This is a genomic window from Nonomuraea sp. NPDC003804 (assembly GCF_040610675.1).
GTDB lineage: Bacteria > Actinomycetota > Actinomycetes > Streptosporangiales > Streptosporangiaceae > Nonomuraea.
In genome coordinates this window covers 315,199-332,231 of record NZ_JBEXMT010000006.1, presented here as the reverse complement: position 1 = coordinate 332,231, position 17,033 = coordinate 315,199, and the positions used below count along the sequence as shown (strand labels likewise).

The 17,033-nt window shown below is 72.5% G+C and carries 16 protein-coding genes; 9 read left to right on the top strand and 7 right to left on the bottom strand.

Translation table 11 applies throughout. From position 1 onward, the window contains the following. Positions 1-140 precede the first annotated feature (140 nt). The 6 genes from ABZX22_RS11135 (at position 141) to ABZX22_RS11110 (ending at position 6,976) form a co-directional block, all read left to right on the top strand. Positions 141-512 (top strand): hypothetical protein, encoded by a 372-nt coding sequence (locus ABZX22_RS11135; RefSeq protein WP_354907499.1) that lies wholly within the window; start codon positions 141-143, stop codon positions 510-512. Positions 513-580: 68 nt separating this feature from the next. Next, positions 581-2,596: a hydantoinase/oxoprolinase family protein gene (locus ABZX22_RS11130; RefSeq protein ID WP_354907498.1), complete on the top strand. Its 2,016-nt coding sequence runs from the start codon at positions 581-583 to the stop codon at positions 2,594-2,596. Continuing rightward, on the top strand, positions 2,593-4,395 hold the full coding sequence (locus ABZX22_RS11125) for a hydantoinase B/oxoprolinase family protein (protein ID WP_354907497.1): 1,803 nt from the start codon (positions 2,593-2,595) through the stop codon (positions 4,393-4,395). The genes ABZX22_RS11130 and ABZX22_RS11125 overlap by 4 nt, the downstream gene beginning before the upstream one ends. A 76-nt stretch (positions 4,396-4,471) precedes the next feature. Further along, complete coding sequence (locus ABZX22_RS11120) at positions 4,472-4,855, top strand: hypothetical protein (protein ID WP_354907496.1); 384 nt, start codon at positions 4,472-4,474, stop codon at positions 4,853-4,855. 16 nt (positions 4,856-4,871) lie between these two features. Continuing rightward, the gene (locus ABZX22_RS11115; RefSeq protein WP_354907495.1) at positions 4,872-5,879 is read left to right on the top strand and encodes an NAD-dependent epimerase/dehydratase family protein; all 1,008 of its coding nucleotides are present in this window, start codon (positions 4,872-4,874) and stop codon (positions 5,877-5,879) included. Between the two features lie 5 nt (positions 5,880-5,884). Then, positions 5,885-6,976 (top strand): dihydrodipicolinate synthase family protein, encoded by a 1,092-nt coding sequence (locus ABZX22_RS11110; RefSeq protein WP_354907494.1) that lies wholly within the window; start codon positions 5,885-5,887, stop codon positions 6,974-6,976. On the opposite strand, the gene ABZX22_RS11105 is transcribed toward ABZX22_RS11110, so the two are convergent. Further along, entirely contained in the window at positions 6,973-8,178 is a 1,206-nt protein-coding gene (locus ABZX22_RS11105; protein WP_354907493.1) for a hypothetical protein, read from the bottom strand. The two genes, ABZX22_RS11110 and ABZX22_RS11105, sit on opposite strands and share 4 nt — an antisense overlap. Positions 8,179-8,503: 325 nt before the next feature. On the opposite strand from ABZX22_RS11105, the gene ABZX22_RS11100 reads away from it, so the two are divergent. Next, positions 8,504-9,598: a dihydrodipicolinate synthase family protein gene (locus ABZX22_RS11100; protein WP_354907492.1), complete on the top strand. Its 1,095-nt coding sequence runs from the start codon at positions 8,504-8,506 to the stop codon at positions 9,596-9,598. A 374-nt stretch (positions 9,599-9,972) separates the two neighbouring features. Here ABZX22_RS11100 and ABZX22_RS11095 read toward each other — a convergent pair whose 3' ends face one another. Then, positions 9,973-10,488, bottom strand: coding sequence for a hypothetical protein (locus ABZX22_RS11095; protein WP_354907491.1), 516 nt, complete (start codon positions 10,486-10,488; stop codon positions 9,973-9,975). 119 nt (positions 10,489-10,607) lie between these two features. Between ABZX22_RS11095 and ABZX22_RS11090 the strand changes: the two genes are divergently transcribed. Next, on the top strand, positions 10,608-11,765 hold the full coding sequence (locus ABZX22_RS11090) for a CoA transferase (protein ID WP_354907490.1): 1,158 nt from the start codon (positions 10,608-10,610) through the stop codon (positions 11,763-11,765). 43 nt (positions 11,766-11,808) lie between these two features. Beyond that, complete coding sequence (locus ABZX22_RS11085; protein ID WP_354907489.1) at positions 11,809-13,299, top strand: carboxyl transferase domain-containing protein; 1,491 nt, start codon at positions 11,809-11,811, stop codon at positions 13,297-13,299. Here the strand turns inward: ABZX22_RS11085 and ABZX22_RS11080 are convergent. The 5 genes from ABZX22_RS11080 to ABZX22_RS11060 form a co-directional block, all read right to left on the bottom strand. After that, the gene (locus ABZX22_RS11080) at positions 13,296-15,140 is read right to left on the bottom strand and encodes a hypothetical protein (protein ID WP_354907488.1); all 1,845 of its coding nucleotides are present in this window, start codon (positions 15,138-15,140) and stop codon (positions 13,296-13,298) included. The two genes, ABZX22_RS11085 and ABZX22_RS11080, sit on opposite strands and share 4 nt — an antisense overlap. Continuing rightward, positions 15,137-15,622: a sigma-70 family RNA polymerase sigma factor gene (locus ABZX22_RS11075; protein WP_354907487.1), complete on the bottom strand. Its 486-nt coding sequence runs from the start codon at positions 15,620-15,622 to the stop codon at positions 15,137-15,139. Before ABZX22_RS11075 ends, ABZX22_RS11080 begins: the two co-directional genes overlap by 4 nt. Then, positions 15,622-16,068, bottom strand: coding sequence for a hypothetical protein (locus ABZX22_RS11070; RefSeq protein ID WP_354907486.1), 447 nt, complete (start codon positions 16,066-16,068; stop codon positions 15,622-15,624). The genes ABZX22_RS11075 and ABZX22_RS11070 overlap by 1 nt, the downstream gene beginning before the upstream one ends. Positions 16,069-16,129: 61 nt before the next feature. Continuing rightward, positions 16,130-16,525 carry a hypothetical protein gene (locus ABZX22_RS11065; RefSeq protein WP_354907485.1) on the bottom strand — a complete coding sequence of 132 codons (396 nt, stop codon included), beginning with the start codon at positions 16,523-16,525 and terminating at the stop codon, positions 16,130-16,132. Further along, complete coding sequence (locus tag ABZX22_RS11060; protein ID WP_354907484.1) at positions 16,522-16,974, bottom strand: hypothetical protein; 453 nt, start codon at positions 16,972-16,974, stop codon at positions 16,522-16,524. Before ABZX22_RS11060 ends, ABZX22_RS11065 begins: the two co-directional genes overlap by 4 nt. Positions 16,975-17,033: the final 59 nt, after the last annotated feature.

Here is a 17,033-nt window from a genome sequence, read left to right as displayed (position 1 = left end):
GAAGTCCTCAAGACGGCCTCGAACATCAGCCAGCTCATCCGGAGTCACACAAAGATCATCTCACACAAGATCCCGAACTAACAAAGTACTACTAGCTTACTGCTCACCACTACTGCTCCCATCTGTAACAGGAGGCGACCTTGGCCACGGACAAGCCGGCGGCGCTGGAGGCCCTGATGACCCCTGACGACCTGACCGCGGCGCAGGCCGACGCCGCGCGCTGGCGCTACGGCTTCTTCGTGGTGCTGACCGGCATCATCGTGATCCTCGTCGCGTTCGGCGCCGCGGTGTTCGCCACCAAGGAGTTCGCCACGATGTTCGCCGGGGTCTGCGGCGTGATCGGCACCATCATCGGCGCCTACTTCGGCATCCAGGCCGGCCAGTCCGGCAAGGCGAGGGTGGAGATGGAACTGCACCGCGCCCACGAGCTCGCCGTACGGCTGGCCGCCTACGTGGGCACCGAGAACGCCCCCAGGGTGATCGACGACGTGCTGGGAAACAGGAGACGCTGAAGAATCGCCGGTTGTTCGGCAGGTTTCGCTGATCCCCGCGGGTCAGGGCCCAGGTAGACACTGAACCCATGCGCATCGGAGTGGACACCGGCGGCACGTTCACCGACGTCGTCGCGGTCGACGAGCGGACCGGTGAGATCTTCACGACCAAGACCCCCTCGACTCCCGCCAACCCCGCCGACGGCTTCATGGCGGGCATCGAGAAGGTGGGCGGCGGGCCGGTCACCGGGCTTGTCCACGGCACCACCGTGGCGACCAACCAGCTGCTCGAGGACAGGATCGCCGACCTGGGCTTCGTGACCACCGAGGGGTTCGAGTTCATCCTGGAGATCGCCAGGCAGAGCGTGCCCGACGGCTACGGCAACTCCTACTTCTGGGTCAAGCCGCCGCGGATCGTCCCGGTGCACCGGGTCAGGACCGTCGGCGGCCGGCTCGATCACCTCGGCGGGGAGGTCAGGCCGTTCGACGAGGATCAGGCCGTCGAGGTCGCCCGCTGGTTCAGGGATCAGGGGATCACCGCGATCGGCGTGTGCTTCCTGCACTCCTACGCCGACCCCGCGCACGAGCTGCGCATGCGGGAGGTGCTCGAGCGGGAGCACCCCGAGGCGGTGGTGTCGCTGTCGAGCGATGTGCTGCGCGAGTACAGGGAGTACGAGCGGTCGGTCACCACCCTGGTCGACGCGGCCGTCAAGCCGGCGATGCGGCGCTACATCGCCAACCTGTCCGAACGGCTCGGCATGCCGTACGCGGTGATGAAGTCCAACGGCGGCGTGCTGAGCGCCGCCGAGGTGGTGCACCAGCCGATCACCACCGTGCTGTCGGGCCCGGCGGCCGGCGCGCTGGGCGCCGCGCTGATCGCCTCCACGGCCGGGCAGCCGTCAGTGATCACGCTGGACGGCGGCGGCACCTCCACCGACGTGGCGGTGATCGTGGACGGGGAGCCCTCGCTGACCACCGAGGGGTCGATCGGGCGCTACCCGTGCAAGATCCCCATGATCGACATCGTGACCGTGGGCGCGGGCGGCGGCTCCATCGCGTGGATCTCGCCCGAGGGGACGCTCAAGGTCGGGCCCAAGTCCGCGGGCGCCGATCCCGGCCCGCTGTGCTACGGCAAGGGCGGCGGCGACGTGACGGTCACCGACGCGCACGTCTTCCTCGGCCGGATCCCGCCGCACCTGCTCGGCGGGGAGATCCCGCTCGACCGCGAGGCGGCGCGGCAGGGAATGGAGGCGCTGGCGGGCAAGCTGGGCATCACCCCTGAACGCACCGCGACGGGCATCCTGGAGATCAGCGCCTTCAACCAGTGCAACGCGATCCGCCAGATCACCGTCAAGCGCGGACTCGACGTGCGCGACTTCCCGCTCGTGACGTTCGGCGGTTCGGGGCCGCTGCTGGCCTGCCGCCTGATCGACATCCTGAACCTGCCCGCCGTCGTCGTGCCGCCCGACCCCGGCAACGTCTCGGCGTTCGGGCTGCTCACCGTGGACGTCAAGAACGACTACGTCCGCACCCACGTCACCCGCGAACCCGACGCGGACGCGCTGGCCGCCGTCTTCGCAGACCTGGAGGGCCAGGCCGTCGAGGCGCTCGAGCGGGAGGGCTTCACCTCGCCCGTCTGCCAGCGCGGCGCCGACCTGCGCTACTACGGCCAGGCCTACGAGGTGCGCGTGTCCGCGCCGCCCGGCCCTCCTGACGACCGCTGGCAGGCGGAGGTGGTCGCCCGCTTCCACGAGGCGCACGAGCGGCTCTACGGCTACGGCTACCGCGACGATCCCCGTCACGCCGTCGAGTGGGTCAACCTGCGGGTGTCCGGCATCGGGCCCATCACCCGTCCCACGATCCCCGTGCGGCCCGGACGCGACCGGCCGCCCGCCGAGCCGGGCAGCCGCCCCGTCTCCTTCGAGGACGCAGGGTGGGCCGCCTGCCCCGTGCACCCACGCGCCACGCTGTTCGCCGGCGACGTGGTCCGCGGCCCCGCCGTCATCGAGGAGTACGGCTCGACGCTGCCGCTGCACCCCGGCTTCACCGCCACGTGCGACGCCCACGGCAACCTGATCGTCCGCAAGGAAGGGACCGCCCCGTGACCGCCGACCCGATCCTCGTCGAGATCGTCGAGGGCACCCTCGCCTCCGTGGAGAAGGAGGTCGAGACCGCCATCGCGCGCACCGCCCGCTCCCCGATGATCCGCGACGCCCACGACTTCCGCGCCGGTATCCACGACGTCAGGCTGCGCAAGCTCACCGGCCGCTCCTACTCCGCGCTCGTCCAGCCGATCGTGCGCGACTTCCCCGTCGAGACCATGAACCCCGGCGACGTGTTCTTCCACAACGACGTCTACCTGTCCGAGGGTGGCATCGGCCACCTGCCCGACCTCTGCGTGACCGTCCCGGTCTTCCACGCCGGCGAGGTGGTGGCCTTCGTGCAGGCCTTCGGCCACCACGACGACATCGGCGGCGCCGTACCGGGCAGCATGCCCTCCCACGCGCGGTCGGTCTTCGAGGAGGGGCTGATGGTCCCGCCGATCAGGCTCTGGGACCGCGGGGTGCCCAACGAGGCGGCGCTGCGGATCATGACCCGCAACTCCCGGATGCCCGACTCGCTGGCCGGCGATCTCGACGCCGAATGCTCGGCCTGCCTGATGGGCGCGCGCAGGCTGGGAGAGCTGTTCGACCGGTACGGCAAGGCGGCCGTCGAGGAGTGCTTCGACGCCATCATCGCCAACACCACGGAGACCTTCCGCAGGGAACTGCTGTCGAAGATCCCGCTCGGCACCTACGTCTGGGAGGACTACGCCGAGCACGACGGCGTCGACGAGCCGCGCCTGCACACCCAGCGCATCACGCTCACCCGGCTGGAGGACCGCCTGGTGATCGACTTCACCGGCACCTCGCCGCAGGCCAAGGGGCCGATCAACCACGCGGGCGACTACGCCGACGGGGTGTTCATGAAGAAGTGGCTGGCGCCGATCCTGCGCAACCTGGCCGACACCCCGGCGCGGATGGCGGAGCTCGACGTCAACGAGGGGGTCGTCCCGCTCATCGAGATGAGGTTCCCCGAGAAGGGGACGCTGCTGACGCCGATCTTCCCCGCGCCGACCAACGCCAGGACCTTCGTCATCCTGCGGCTGCTGGGCGTGCTGGCCGGGGTGCTGGCCAAGGCCACCGGCGGCCGGATGCCCGCCGACCAGGAGACGATCAGGTACACCGGGGTCTACGGCGAGGACGCCGACGGCGTGCCGTACCTGATGAGGGAGGTGCTGGGCGGCGGCTCAGGCGGCCGGTGGTACGCCGACGGGGAGGACACCATCCACGTCGTGCCCGACTCGCGCAACATCCCGGTGGAGTTCGCCGAGGCGCGCTGGCCGTTCCGGGTGGAGCGGCTCGGGCTCGCGGTCGACTCCGGCGGTCCGGGGCTGTTCCGCGGCGGGCTGGGCTACGACAAGCACATCAGGATGCTGCGCGACGCCTCCTACATGTCGATCGCCGACCGGTCGATCCTGTCGTGCTGGGGGGTCAACGGCGGGCGGGCGGGGCGGCCCTTCACCGTCTCGGTGGCGGGACGCGAGATGGAGGGGCTGGTCGACGACCACCCCGTGCCGGCCGGCGAGATCATCCGCATCCGCACCACGGGAGGCGGCGGCTGGGGCTCGCCGTACGAGCGCGCCCCGCGGCGTGTGGCCGACGACGTGCGCGACGGGAAGGTGTCGGTGCGGGGGGCGCGGGAGGACTACGGCGTGGTGCTGGCCGACGGCGTGGTCGACGAGAAGGCCACGGCGGAGCTGCGCGCCGGGCTCGCCGCCACGCCCGCCACGTTCTTCGACCGGGGGCCCGGGTACCCGAGGCTGGCGGGCGGCCGGACCGCGGCGGAGGTGGACCAGCCCTGACGCGGGCGCGGGGGAAGCCCGCCGCCGCCACCCGCGCCCAGCTCGACGCGCTCGACGGCTGGAGATCACCGACAGGGTGCTGTCCACGTCGGTGCTCCGCTTCGCGCACGCCTTCACCGCGGCCACGGTGGACCCCGCCTCCGTGCTGTCGGTGCGCGCCACCGTCCGGCACGACGTCGGGATCTGGGCGACCGGCTACAACCCGTGGCAGGACACCCCCGGCGGGGGCGGCGGCACGATGGTCACGATGGGCATCCACGGCGTCGAGCTGCTCGTCGCCCTGCTCGGCCCGGCCGTACGGCTGGCCGGCGCGGCCGGCGCCGTCAGGCACTACACGGGCCTGCGCTCGGAGGACACCCATCCTCGACGTCCTCGTCCGCGCGCGCGAGGCCGTACCGGCCTGACCTGCCCGCACCCCATTGACAGGGCCAGACTCGCGAAGTTACGGTCTGGACCGTAAATGAGAGGAGTTCTGGGTGCGGACGGTAGTGGAGCTCGAGGAGCGGCTCGCGCGGCCCGGCGAGGGGCTGATCGCCGACATGGCCAGGCTCGACGGCGACATCATGATCCTTGGCGCGGGCGGGAAGCTCGGGCCCAGCCTGGTCAGGCTGGCGCTCAACGCCACCAAGGGCGACCGGCGGATCGTGGCGGTGTCCAGGTTCTCCGAGCCGGGCCTGGCCGACGCCCTCACGGCGGAGGGTGCCACGGTGGTCAGCGCCGACGTGGCCGACGAGCAGGCGCTGCGCGGCCTGCCCGACGTGGAGAACGTGGTGTTCCTGGTGGGCGCCAAGTTCGGCACGCAGGGCGCCGAGCACGCCACCTGGTTCACCAACTCCTACCTGCCCGGGCGGGTCGCCGACCGGTTCAGGGACAGCAGGATCGCGGCGCTGTCGACCGGCAACGTCTACCCGCTGGTCCCGGTGACCAGCGCAGGCGCCACCGAGGAGACGCCCACCGACCCGGTGGGCGAGTACGCGATGAGCTGCCTTGGCAGGGAGCGGGTCATGTCGCACTTCAGCGCGAAGTACGGCACCCGCCTGGCCCTCATCCGCCTCAACTACGCCGTCGAGCTGCGCTACGGCGTGCTCGTCGACCTGGCGCAGAAGGTCAACGCGGGTGAGCCCGTCGACCTGTCCACCGGCATGGCCAACGTCGTCTGGCAGGGCTACGCCAACGAGGTCACGCTCCGCTCGCTGCTGCACGCGTCCGCGCCGCCGTTCGTCCTCAACCTGACCGGACCCGAGCTGATCTCGGTACGGCAGGCCGCGATCGACCTCGGCCGGGCGCTCGGCAAGCAGCCCTCCTTCGTCGGTGAGGAGGCGCCCACCGCGCTGCTGTCCAACGCGGCCAGGTGCCACCGGCTGTTCGGCTACCCCGAGCTGACGCCGGCCGAGCTGATCGAGCTCACGGCTGCCTGGATCGCCGAGGGCGGCGCGCTGCTCGGCAAGCCGACCAAGTTCGAGCGCCGCGACGGCCGGTTCTGACCAGCATGCTCATCGATCAAGGGGGAAGCGACGTGCTCAGCACGGCTCCAGAGGCTCACACGTCCGTGCGCGACCTGTTCAGGCGCGGGCTGGTCATTCCCGCGCACCCGCTCGCGCTCGACGCCGACCGCAGGCTGGACGAGCGCCGCCAGCGGGCGCTGACCCGCTACTACGTGGCGGCGGGCGCCGGCGGTCTCGCGGTGGGCGTGCACACCACGCAGTTCGCCATCCACGGCACCGCGCTGCTGCCGCCCGTGCTGGAGCTGGCGGCCGAGACCGCCAGCGAGACCGCCCGCGAGGGCCGCGAGATCGTCCTGGTGGCGGGCGCGACGGGCCCGACCACGCAGGCGGTGGCGGAGGCGGAGCTGGCCAGGTCGCTCGGCTACCACATGGTGCTGCTCAGCCCCCACCGGGAACTGGACGAGGACGCCCTGATCGAGCGCGCCCGCGCCGTGGGCGAGGTACTGCCGGTCATCGGCTTCTACCTGCAGCCCGCGGTCGGCGGTCGTACGCTCTCGCGCGACTTCTGGACCAGGCTGGCCGCGATCGAGTCGGTCGTCGGCATCAAGGTGGCGCCGTTCGACCGCTACCGCACGCTGGACGTGCTGCACGGCGTGGTCAGGGCGGGCAGGGCCGAGCAGGTGGCGCTCTACACCGGCAACGACGACCACATCCTGGCCGACCTCATCACCACCCACCGCGTCGTCGTCGACGGCCGGCAGGTGGAGGTCGAGTTCGTCGGCGGGCTGCTCGGCCAGTGGGCGGTGTGGGTGAAGAAGGCGGTCGAGCTGCTCGACGAGGCGAAGCTGGCCCGCGCGGGCGACGACGCCGCCGTGCGCAGGCTGCTCGGCCTCGACGGTCACCTCACCGACGCCAACGCCGCCATCTTCGACTCGGCCAACGGCTTCCACGGCTGCATCCCCGGCATCCACGAGATCCTGCGCCGCCAGGGCCTGCTGGCGGGCCGCTGGTGCCTCGACCCGGCCGAGGACCTGTCTCCTGGGCAACTGGCCGAGATCGACCGCGTGTGGGCCGCCTACCCCTGGCTGCGCGACGACGACTTCGTGGCCGAGGGCCTGGACCGGTGGCTCGCCTAGAGCGTCAGCCGGTACAGGGTCAGCGGGCGGCCGCTGCTCCCGCTGGTCAGGTTCCCGGTGCGCTCGGCGAGCCCGGCCAGCTCCAGGCGGTGCAGCATGCGGCGGGCCGTCCGCTGCTGGACCGCGAGCCGTTCGGCGATCTCCCTGGTGGTCAGCGGTTCCCCGCCGGTCGCCGCGCGGGCCTCGAGCAGCTTCTCCAGCGTCGGCACCGACAGGCCGACCCGGCGGGCGATCACCGAGAGGTTCTGCTCGGCGGCGGGGGTCGCGCTGACCGACTCCAGCACGATGTCGGTGTCGGCGCGCAGCGACAGCACGGCGGCCACCTCGCCGATGCGCCGGGCGCGGGCCAGCGCCCTGCGCGCCAGGCTCTCGGCCTCGGCCGCGCTGCGGCCCAGCCCGAACCCCACCCTGACCACCTGGCCGGCCGTCGTCAGGCGCGACAGCATCGGCAGCCCGGTGAAGTTGCCGGTCGCGTCGGCCAGCGGCCCGCGCGTGGTGACCAGCAGGTGGGTGCCGCCACTGAAGGCGGCCAGCGTGCCGCCCAGCGCCGCCGCCTCCCGCAGCAGCCCCTCCTCGCTCTCGACCTCGATGAGGCCGAGGGCGATCTGCGCGTCCTCCTGCGCCTGGCCCTCCGCGGTCAGCAGCAGCTGGCGCAGCGCCACCCGCACCGAGTGGACCGACGGCGCCAGGCGCAGCACGTGCATGTCGTCGCGCAGCGCCTCGTGCACCGAGCTCAGGCAGGTGATCACCGCGTGCTCGCCGCCGCGCCGGTGGAAGGCCACGGCCTTCTTGGAGGTCATCTCCGGCCGGTAGGGGAGCGTGCGGACCTGCTCGGTCGGCAGCCCCGCCTCCTCGAACGTGGCGATGACGTCGGCGGCCGACAGGGTGTCGATGGACAGGCGCGTGATGTCCTGGCCCTCGTGCTGCAGCCGTACCAGAGCGGTCAGCAGCGTCGCCCCGGAGTAGTCGACGAACGCCGCGGGCCGGGTGAGCGCCTCGGCGTCGCGGGCCAGCATGTACGGCACGATGCCGGTGAACAACCAGCCCTCCACCGTGGTGGCGTGCGCCTCGACGATCGCGGGTGCCTGCGACTCGTGGTCGTAGTCGAGCCGCAGCGCGGTCACGCCCGGCTGCTCCTCGCACGTGGCCGCGACGTCGTCGACCAGATCGTGTGGGCCGACGACCCCGATGACGATACCCACCCACGCCTCCCTCTGCCCTATTACGGTCAAGACCGAAAGGTTAGCTCGTGAACCCGAAGTTTCCAACCATGGCCGACCCCGAGGGTCGCACGCTCGGCGACGAGGAGGTGGCGGCGGCCCTCGAACGGGTGATCCGTTCGGGCATGCTCAACCGACGTCAAGATCGACCAGCAGCCCTGGTACGGCAGGCAGGAGAAGATCACCACGGCCCTGGCCTCGAAGACGGGCTTCGACCTGGTCGTGCTCGGACCCGACTGGCACTGGAACGACTTCCTGTGGCCGCTGGTCATCGCGCAGAGCGACGCCACCCGGACGCTAAGCGATCATGAGTACGGCGATCGACGCGCGGGCCGCCCGGCTGCGCGACCGCCTGCGCGGCGCGCTGGTGGCCGCCGCCGCGACCCCGATGACCCGCGCGGGCGAGGTGGACCTCGACATCGCCGAGCGCTACTTCCACCGGCTCGTCGCCACCGGTGCCGACGCCCTCGCCGTCCTGGCCCATACCGGCCGGGGCCCGTTCCTGCCGCCCGAGCTCAGGCGGGAGCTGATCCTGCGCGCCCGCACCGCCGGCGTCCCCGTGATCGTGGGCGTCGGCGGCGCCCCGGCCCCGGCCGTCCCCTCCGGCACGCCCCCGTACCCACGCGCTGCCCCGGAGTCGCGTCCCGGGCCCAGGGAAGGCACGGGCGGGGGACCGGACCCCGCCCCGCGCTCGGCCGCCGGTCAAGAGTCAGGTCTCGCGATGCACACGGGCCGCCGACCACGGGAAGGCGCGGATCGCGCGGCATCTCCTGTGGAGGGCGAGAGGGCGGTCGAGAGGACCGTGGCGGATGCACGGATGGCCGCCGAACTCGGCGCGGACGGCGTCCTCGTGTTCCCCTCACCGGGCGACCGGCTGGCCGAGCACGAGGCCGTGTGGCAGGCCGCCGGGCTGCCGATGATCGCCTTCGACCTGTACACCGCCCCGTGCCCGCCCGCCGTCCTCGACCGGATCCTGCGCCACCCGGGCGTCGCGGGCCTGAAGACGGCGCTGCTGTCGGACGCCATGGGCTGCCAGGAGACGATCGCCATGACGCGCGAGGCGGGAAGGCTGGCGATCACGGGGGAGGACCGCATGTTCGGCCCCTCCCTGCTGTGGGGCGCCGAGGCCGCGCTCGTCGGCATCGCGGCGGCCCGCGTGGCCGAGACCGCCGAGGTGATGCGCGCCTTCCAGGGCGACGACCTGCGCGCCTTCGAGAAGGCGTCGGCGCGGCTCGACCGGCTCGCCGCGGCCACCTTCACCGCGCCGATGGAGGGCTACGTCCAGCGCATGCTCTGGCTGGCCGCCGACGAGGGGCTGATCCCCGGCTCCCACGCCCACGACCCGTTCGGCCCCGGGCTGCCCGACACCGAACGCCCCGCGGTCCTCGCCGCGTCCGCCTGACGCCCGTCGAACGACCGCCGCGTGATGGCGGTCCAGGCCACCCCTGGAGGCACCCTCGTCCTGGACAGCGAGGCGCTCGCGAAGGCCGCCCTACATCTAGCCCATACGTCCGGGTCACACGGACACGGACGCCATGAGCGATCCGTCGGCACACCTGACTCCACCGTCACCTGAAGGGGACGCGCGGGTGACGGACCCCGCCGGTCAGGACGGCCGGCTGTAGGGGGAGACGGCGATGCTGACCAGGTCGCGGCTGGTGTCGCCCGCCGCCGTCTTCGAGGTCGACGCCGCCACCGGGGCGGCCACCCAGCTGCCCACCCCGCCCGGGCTCGACCCCGCGGGGAGCCGTGGCCGCGGGGGCGTCGAGCCGGGAGCTAGGAGAGGTCGAGGACGGCGTCGGCACGCCGCCTGGTGCCGTCCTCGGCGAACCACCGTTCCTCGGCCGCGAACCACTCCACCCACCGCTGTTCGAGGCCGGGACCGTCGCGCTCCAGCACCCTGGCCATGCGCACCTCCCGCGGCGCCTCCACCCACACCGTGAAGGACACCGGAGCGCCGCGGCGGGCCGTACCGACGCCCTCGATGACCAGCACGGGCGCGGCGGGCACGATCACCTCCTCGGCGTGGACGCCGCGGACCCAGTCGTAGCGGCGGAAGGAGCCCGGCCGTCCCTCGCTCAGCGGGCGCAGCACCCGCTCCTCCAGCGCGGCGAACCACGGCCCAGGACCCTCCTCCCACGGCACGGGGAAGTCGTCGCTGTGCACCACCTGTGCACCGAGAGCGGGCCCCAGCCGGTCGGCGAACGTCGTCTTGCCCGAGCCGGCCGGTCCGTCGACCGCGACGACACGGGTGCGACCGCAGGACGGCGGCCTTGCCATGATGCGTCTCACCAGGTGATCCATCCGACCGATCCTGCCATGGTGGAACAGGGACCTGACTGTCGAGCGCTGCCTCTCGCCTGCGAGGCTGGTAAGGCCGTAAGCTCGGCGACCACCACTGGAGGTTGATCTTGCGCGGACTCCTCGGCGACATCGTCGTCCTCGATCTGTCGCGGGCCCTGGCGGGCCCGCACGCCGCCCAGATGCTCGGTGACCTCGGCGCCAAGGTGATCAAAGTCGAGCATCCCCGGGGCGGCGACGAGTCACGCGGCTGGGGGCCGCCCTTCGTCGGTCCCGAGCACGACATCTCCACCTACTTCCTGTCCGCCAACCGCAACAAGCAGTCCATCGCGGTCGACCTGAAGTCGGAGGAGGGCAGGCGGCTCATCGAGCGCCTGGTACGGCACAGCGACGTGCTGATCGAGAACTTCCGCACCGGAGTGCTCGACCGCCTCGGCTTCCCCGTCGAGCGCCTGCACGAGCTCAACCCCCGCCTGGTGGTGCTGTCCATCACCGGCTTCGGCCACGACGGCCCCGAAGGCGGCAGGCCAGGCTACGACCAGATCGCCCAGGGCGAGGCCGGCCTGATGTCGCTGACCGGGCCCTCGCCGGACGAGCCGTACCGGGTGGGGGCCTCCATCGCCGACCTGCTGGCGGGCATCCACGGCGCCTACGGCGTCGTCGCCGCCCTCTACGCGCGCGAGCGCACCGGCAGGGGCGAGGTGGTGCGCACCTCGCTGCTGGCCGCGGTGACCGGCGTGCACGCCTACCACGGCACCGCCTGGACGGTCGGCGGCCAGGTGCCCGTCGCGGGCGGCAACCACCACGCCTCCATCGCCCCCTACGGCGCCTTCCACTGCGCCGACGGGATGCTGCAGATCGCCGTCGCCAACGACGTGCAGTGGCGCAAGGTGGCCGCCTTGCTGGACATCGACCCCGATGACGCGAAGTATGCGACGAACAGGCAGAGGTTCGCGCACAGGGATGAGCTGATCGTCGAGATGGAGAAGGCCCTGGCCCGTCACGACCGGGCGCACTGGCTGACCGCGCTCGCCGAGCTCGGCGTGCCCGCGGGCGCCATCCGCACGCTGGACGAGGTCTACGCGTGGGACCAGACCCGCTCCCAGGGGCTGGTCGTCGAGGTGGACCATCCCGTGCTGGGCCGCATCGAGCTGCCGGGGCCGCCGCTGCGTTTCGACGGCGCCGAGCCGGTCGAGCACACCGCGCCGCCGGCGCTCGATCAGGACGGCGAGGACGTACTTTCCTGGTTGGCGGAACGGGAACGGTGACCGGCGCGTCAATTCTGCAGCACTCGACGACAGCAGGGGAGCAGTGGTGAGCCGGCCGGACGCGCGCACTCTCATCGAGACGGTCCTGGACAAGGGATCGTGGAAGTCATGGGACACGCCGCCCGCCGACCCCTCGCAGCCGGGCTCCTCCTATGCCGAAGAGCTGGCCGCCGCCCGCGCGAAGAGCGGCTACGACGAGTCGGTGATCACCGGTGAGGGGTTCCTCGGCGGGCACCGGGTGGCCGTCATGGCCTGCGAGTTCTCGTTCATGGCCGGCTCGATCGGCGTGGCGGCGGCCGAGCGGCTGGTGCTGGCGGTCGAGCGGGCCACCAGGGAGGGGCTGCCGCTGCTGGCCTCGCCGGCCTCCGGCGGCACCCGCATGCAGGAGGGCGCGCTCGCCTTCACCCAGATGATCAAGATCGCGGCGGCGGTGCAGCGGCACCGTGACGCGGGCCTGCCGTACATCGTCTACCTGCGGCATCCGACCACCGGTGGCGTCTTCGCCAGCTGGGGCTCGCTCGGGCACGTGACGGCGGCCGAGCCGGGGGCGCTCATCGGGTTCCTCGGCCCGCGCGTGTTCGAGTCGCTGCACGGCTACGCCTTCCCCGAGGGCGTCCAGGTGGCCGAGAACCTGTTCACGCACGGCCTGGTGGACGCGGTCGTCTCGGCCGAGGACGCCCGCGCCATGGCCATCAGCGCGCTGACCGTGCTGACGGCCGGCAGGAGCGGGCTCGAGGCGGGGGCCGCCCCCGAGGAGGACCTGCGTCCGGTGGAGGCGTGGGAGGCCATCACCCGCTCGCGCCGCGACGACCGGCCGGGCATCCGCACGCTGCTGAAGCTCGCCGCCACCGACGTCACCCCGCTGAACGGCACCGGCGAGGGCGAGGCCGATCCGGGGCTGCTGCTGGCCCTGGCCAGGTTCGGCACGGCGCCGGCCGTCGTGCTCGGCCAGGACCGGCGCACGCAGCGGGCGACGGGACCGTTCGGGCCCGCCGGGCTGCGCGTGGCCAGGCGCGGCATGCGCCTGGCCGCCGAGCTCGGCCTGCCCCTGGTCACCGTGATCGACACCGCGGGCGCCGCCCTGTCGAAGTCGGCCGAGGAGGGCGGCTTGGCCGCCGAGATCGCCCGCTCGCTGGCCGACCTGGTCATGCTCGACGCGCCGACGGTCTGCCTGCTGCTCGGTGAGGGGGCGGGCGGCGGCGCGCTGGCCCTGCTGCCTGCCGACAGGGTGCTGGCCGCCCAGCACGCCTGGCTGTCGCCGCTGCCGCCCGAGGGCGCCTCGGCCATCCTCTACCGCAGCGTCGACTTCGCCCCCGAGATCGCCCAGGCGCAGGGCGTGCGCGCCACCGACCTGCGCCGCGACGGGATCGTGGACCGCGTCATCCCCGAGCGGCCCGACGCCGCCTACGAGCCGCAGGCCTTCTGCGAGCGGGTGGCGCGGGCGCTGGAGTACGAGATCGCGCGGTTGCTGGCGACGCCGAAGGCGGACAGGTTGCCTGCCCGCCTGGCGCGTTACCGCTCGCTCGGGATCTAGCGCCGCCAGATCTCCTTGCCTGCCTGGTCGTAGCCGACCACGTGCACGTCCAGGTTGTCCTTCGTCGTGCGGGCGGAGAACAGGGTGAAACCGAGACCCCACGGGTCGGACCGCAGCGTCGCGGTCAGGCGGGCGCCGTCCGGGTAGACGAGCTCGACCTTGGCCGTCTTCTTGACCGTCCATCCGGCGAGGACGTTCTGGCCGTGGCTGTAGGTGGCGTCCTCGATCCTGTGCGGTTCGACGGCGAAGCGCCCCCCGGCCCCCCAGATGATCATGCAGCCGTTCTGGTGGGTGATGCTCGCTCCGCCCTCCAGGGCGGCGGCCGGGCCGACGGGCGGGGAGACCGTGCACGCGTCGGGCGCGTCGCCGCCGACCGAGGCCACCGTGTCTCCCCTGGCGTCGCTCAGCACGAACTGCTCGCTGCCGCCGGGGTAGGGGACGGCCCAGATCTTCAGCGGCGCGCCGGCGGGCGCGTACATGGTGCCGCGAGCACCGGACTTCACCGCCTCGACCTGGGTGGCCTCGGATCCGGCCACCCCGATCGCGCTCTTGCCGAGGTCGAGCAGGCGGCGGGCGTCACCGGGCCCGACCGGCTCGAAGGCGTCGCACGTGGTCTTGGTCCCCGGGGTGGAGCGGCACAGGCCGTCCCAGGTCCTGCCGTCGGCGAGCGTCACCTTGCTGAACCACACCTTCGCCTCGCCGATGGTGACCACCTCGCCGATCGGCGGGTGCGGGTCCCAGGCGGGCTTGTCGGCGGGATGGTCGTCGCGCCACAGCTGCCTGCCCGCCTCGTCGTAGCCCACCAGGGTGAAGCCTTCGAGGTAGAGGTCGCCGGTGACGGCCCGCTCACCCGCGAACAGGCTCACCCCCACCTTCCACGGGTCCGGCTTCACCGCCGCCGTCAGCGCCTTGCCGTCCTTGCGGACCAGCTCCACCTTCGCGGTGCCCCGGCGGGCGATGCCGAACCAGTGGCCGCTGTTGACCCGCAACTGGACCGCCATGGGCTTGCCGCCCAGGTCGTCGAGCGTCAGGTTGTCGACCCTGACCAGGTGGAGTCCCACCTCGCGGCCCTCCAGGGTCCAGATGAGATTGCGGTCGGGGGTGTCGTAGGGCCGCACGCTGAGGTCGCCGAGCTTCACGGCGGCGCCCGCGGGCTTGCCCTGCGCGGACTCGGGGAGCATCGTGATGCCCCGCAGCCGCTGGGAGAGGACGCGGCCGCCGGCGTCGGCGAACTCGTAGGAGGTGACCTGATCCGTGCTGGGGTAGGCGACCGTCCAGATCTTCATCGGGGCCCCCGAGGGCTGGTGGAGGGTGCCGGTGAAACGGGCCCCCTTCGCGGTGACCGCCGTCACCGTCGCCACCTCCTGGCGCGCGCCACCGTAGTCGAGGATGGTCTCACGCAGCGGCACGGACTGGGTCGTCCCCTCGAACCAGCCGGCGTTCCGCATCGCCTTCGCGCCGGCGTTCTCGCCGCACATGCTCGAGGAGGCGCTCCCCGCGTACTGCACGTCCCGGCAGAGCGCGAGCAGGCCCGCGTCGTTCTTGCCGTACCACAGGCGCATCGGGCGGTCCTCGGTCGGGTTGTCGATGACGAGCGCCTCGCCCACCGGCTTCGGGTCCTTCGGCGGGCCCATGGTCGTCTGCCTGTCCTGGCCCCCGTTGAGCAGGAAAGGCACGAGCAGGGCCACCAGCGCGACCGGCAGGGCGGCCAGCACGACCGGCCAGACCCACCGGCCCCGCCGGACCCGCCGCTGCACCTCGATCCAGGCCGTCGGGCCGGCCTCGAAGGTCATGGCGCGGGCGTCGAGCGCGGCACGCAGCCGCTCTTCCAGGTCGTTCACAGCTTCCCCCTCAGTGCCGCCAGCCCCCGGCTGGCGTGTGTCTTGACTGAACCGGGCGACACGCCCATGGCGTCGGCGATCTCTCGCTCGGACAGGTCGAGCCAGTAGCGCAGGATCAGCGCCTCCCGCTGGCGGCGCGGCAGCGTGTCGAGGGCGGCCAGCAGCTCCCGGTGCTCCTCGGCCACGATGACGGCGTGCTCGCTGCTGCGGGCCGGCTCGGGGGGTTCTGGACGGCGCAGCCGGCTGAGGCGCAGGTGGCGCAGCCGGTTACGGGTCAGGTTGCAGACGGTCGCGCGCAGGTATCCGAGTGTCGCCGCGTCGTCGCGCAGGCGGCGGCCGTGCAGCCTGGCGAACGCCTCCTGGGCGATGTCCTCGGGGTCGTCGGCGCCCAGCAGTCCCGCCAGCCGTACCAGGGACTGGTACTGCGCGGCGAACAGCTCCGCGAAGGTGGGGGCCGCGGGCGCCATGGTGGGTGTTTCCATCACGTACCAGAGACACCCGTCGTGGCGACCGGTTGACCGGAGGAGTCGAGGAAATCGAAACCGCGCACCCGCGCGCCGGGGACGGTCACCGTCCAGATGGAAAGCGGCGCCCCCGCGGGCCGGTGGACGGTGCCGCTGACCGTGGCGCCTTCCACGGTGCGCGCGCGCACGCCGGCCACGCCGGGCCGGGCGGCGCCGTAGTAGAGGTCGCCCTCGCGGTCCTCGGCCCACGCCGGCTCGGGCCGGTCGGACACGTCGTGGCCGCAGGAGCGGGGCCCGCACAGCCGCAGGTCGCCGTCCTCGTCGGTGGTGCGGGCGAACCACAGCCGCACCGGCGGGTCCGAGACGGTCAGCACCTGGCCGACCGGCGCCTTGCCCTGCATGACCCGCTGGTAGATCTCGGACGTCTCCGGAGCCTCGCCGCACCCCACCAGGACGATGGGCACGAGGGCGCATAACCATCGCATGCCAGGAGAGACGCCCGACCGGGCGGCCGGTTGACCGGGGTCAGCCGACCGGCAGGCGTTCCACCCTGATCGAGAAGACCTCCTCGCGGGGCACGACCACCTCATAGGCCCCATGGTCGACCATCCAGTAGCCGAGCGCCTCCGCTTTCATGCCACTGTGGCCGGTGTAGGCGATGTGGAGGCCGTCGTCGTCCTCGTCGAGGACCACGCACGGCTCGCCGCCGAACGCGCCGACCGTGCGCACGAGCACCAGCCACTCCAGCTCGGAGCGGTCCACGGTGCGCCGCCAGTAGCCGGAGGCCGCCTCGAAGCCGTCCAACTCCTCCTCGCTGAACAGCACGACCTCGTCGCTGTCGGGCCCGATCGCCGCCGGGTGGGTGCGGCCCCGGTGGCGGGCGACGAAACCCGACGCCACGGGCACGATCTCGTCGCTCATGACGACGGCCGCCAGGTGAGCCCGTCGTAGGCGGCGAACGGCCGCTCGCCCGCGCCGCTGACGTGCACGATCTCCGCTCCCGCCGGGATGGGCATGGGCGTGGTGTGGAACTGGGGCACCACGTGCTCGCGCGAGGTGGTGAACCCGTTGCCCGCGAACGGCGGCGCGTCGCTCCAGTCGCCGCCCATGTGCGGCCCGTACGGCACCGCGTAGGTGTCCACGTCGCGTGCGTACCACCGCATCAGGTAAAGCTCGGGCACGTGGGCGCTCAGCTCCGATCCCTCGAAGGACAGGTCGAGCCCCAGGAATAACGCCCGGGGCGTGGTCAGCCGCACGCAGTCCTGCACGCGGTAGACGTAGCCGGAGATGACCGTGCGCTTGCCCGAGAGGTAGGGCACGAGCAGCCGGGGCGGCACCACCTTCTGCATCTGCGTCCTACGCTCGTTCACGACACCACTTTACGATCTCTTGGCCGTCACGATCCAAGAACCCCGCCAATCGCGGCGGC

Bases quoted from the DNA above. Each gene is read 5' to 3' on its own strand.
- ABZX22_RS11075 (WP_354907487.1), bottom strand. From the start codon at position 15,622: ATGGAAACACCCACCATGGCGCCCGCGGCCCCCACCTTCGCGGAGCTG.
- ABZX22_RS11110 (WP_354907494.1), top strand. From the start codon at position 5,885: ATGCTCATCGATCAAGGGGGAAGCGACGTGCTCAGCACGGCTCCAGAG.
- ABZX22_RS11130 (WP_354907498.1), top strand. From the start codon at position 581: ATGCGCATCGGAGTGGACACCGGCGGCACGTTCACCGACGTCGTCGCG.
- ABZX22_RS11065 (WP_354907485.1), bottom strand. From the start codon at position 16,525: ATGAGCGACGAGATCGTGCCCGTGGCGTCGGGTTTCGTCGCCCGCCAC.
- ABZX22_RS11100 (WP_354907492.1), top strand. From the start codon at position 8,504: ATGAGTACGGCGATCGACGCGCGGGCCGCCCGGCTGCGCGACCGCCTG.